At 41.7% G+C, this 2,139-nt stretch carries 1 protein-coding gene and 1 pseudogene; both read right to left on the minus strand.

The window, feature by feature from the left end; genetic code table 11:
- Positions 1-94: 94 nt before the first annotated feature.
- Entirely contained in the window at positions 95-1,468 is a 1,374-nt protein-coding gene (locus tag PX636_RS13870; protein WP_288117605.1) for a 1-acyl-sn-glycerol-3-phosphate acyltransferase, read from the minus strand.
- A 308-nt stretch (positions 1,469-1,776) separates the two neighbouring features.
- Positions 1,777-2,139, minus strand: a pseudogene (locus PX636_RS13875) (Uma2 family endonuclease); the annotation flags it as partial.

The following is a 2,139-nucleotide window of genomic DNA, read 5'->3' on the forward strand; positions in this document are numbered from 1 at the left end:
CAATCACTGCAAGGGTCGGGACTTTTTGAGGTCAAAAAAGTCTAAAAGCCTTATCCAACAAGGTTTTTAGATTTATTCAGCAAACCCTAATTATCTACTGATGAATAATTAAACTTTCTAAACTGGTTTGTAAATCTTGGGTTAATTGGGCTACGGCCGAGCGTCGATCGCTTTTATAATCAGCATAGCGCTCGGATACGGAAATAGGTTTACCAATAGTTATTATCGCTTTTTGTTGACCAATTTGGGGACGAAAAAAGGGATTACCTCCCTTAATTCTTGTCACTAAATCCCAGAGTAATAAAATTGTCTCGCCGAATCTTTCTACGGTGGGTTTTTCTTTGACATAATAACCGGTTACTGACACGAAACTTTCGACAATTCTCATGTGCCACATTTTTAAATTAGCTTCATCGGCCAGGCGATCAGCTAATCCTAATTCAAGGGGAGAAATAGAATGAGTGGGTTTTAATTCTTGGCGATAAATACGTTCCCATCCTGCTTGTTCCAAACGACGACAGCGATCAATCACATTACCATTAGGAGAAACATTAAAATACTTTTCTACGGTTTGTAGGGCCACATCTAATAAATTGGCTAAACGTTTGGCTAGGGTTTCGTTTGGATCATCGCCATTGGCAGGTACTACAGGCAAAGATTGATAGTAGAAATCTCGATAAAAATCCTCCATTAAAGATAATAATCTTTCTCCTAACCGAAAAAGACGCTCGTATAAAACCTTTTCTTTTAGGGATGAATTCGGGGTGGTTTCTAAACCGCTATCGTTTTCTAAATTAGTTAAAATTTGCTCGATTTCTTGCCACACTGGAGTCAGATAAAAATACTGAATACCAATAGGTAAAATAATTACTTCTTGCTGTTGTTTAGCTTTTTTGACATCATCCACACCCCAAAAAGCTAATTGAGAAATACCCGGTTCAATTGCGCTAACAAGCTCATTATGTCCGTTAGTTGCCCCTTCCGGAGCAGCGGCTAAAGGATAATCTCCTTCTAATAATAAATGACGAGCCGAACGCAATCCGATTAAATCGGCTTTTCCCCGTTGAATTGGTGTGCCACCTAACTTAGAATATAACCATCCTACCCTTTCTCCAGCCCATAAAGGAATCCCTCGATCATACATAAAATGAGCGTGAATTGGCTTGTTTAATTTTATTCCTAACTCTTCGGCTTTTTTGGGTACTAATTTCCACAAAAGATAGGCCATACAGTAGGGATCGTTAATACTGGGATGACGGAAAGCAAGCAGTAAACGGACTTTTTTCTCTTGACTTTTTTGATAAAATGTGATTAAAGTTTCTAGATTGGCGGCGGAAATTTCTCTTAAGTTGGTTTGAGTTTGTAACCAAAGAGGTAAAAAGATTTGACATCCCTTTAAAAGCAAGGAATTAAGGTCAGGGGGGATAAATTCGAGGGGAGGTTGCGCGCCCAAAGATAGATTAGACATATAAGTATAAGTAGTCGTGCCAAATAAATTTCCTAGTTGAGACAGTTATCAGTTATCAGTTATCAGTTATCAGTTATCAGTTCACTGTTTACTGTTTACTGTTTACTGTTTAAGGAAGAATCAAAGAAAACTCTGATCAATAATTACCCACTGGTCAAAAGGTAATCACAGCAGCAAACAGGTGTCGAGCTAGATTTCAAATACACTGGGATTGCAGGCTCCCTCAACCGTGAAAGGAGAAATTAACCGACTTTAAGCGAGGAGGAACACCAGTAGTTTACCTCCTCACCTAAACAAATACAGCTATACTATAGCTCTATCCCCATTTCTCGCAAACGAGCCGCCAGCCGTTGAGAACGCTGTCTTTCCGCTTCCAGAGCTTGCTGAGTAGCATTTAATTGCTCCTGTGCCGCGGCCGCTTGCTCCTGTGCCGCGGCCGCCTGCTCCTGTGCTGCGGCCGCCTGCTCCTGTGCCGCGGCCGCCTGCTCCTGGGCCGCTTCTTCTGGCAAGGGGATTAAATTGCCTTCCGGGTCATAAAATCTCGCCCAAATTGCCGTTTCTCGGTCAATAGTCCCCTCCCAAGTTCCCAACCAATAGCCTAAGGTTTCGCACCATAACCAGCCGCGCTCGTTTCGTTCTAAAGAATGGTAGCGTTGGTCTGCTCCTAAATG

The organism is Microcystis sp. M53598_WE2 (assembly GCF_030067735.1).
Classification (GTDB): Bacteria; Cyanobacteriota; Cyanobacteriia; order Cyanobacteriales; family Microcystaceae; genus Microcystis; species Microcystis aeruginosa.

Excerpts from the sequence above, each read along its gene's own strand:
- PX636_RS13870 (WP_288117605.1), bottom strand. The coding sequence starts at position 1,468 with ATGTCTAATCTATCTTTGGGCGCGCAACCTCCCCTCGAATTTATCCCC.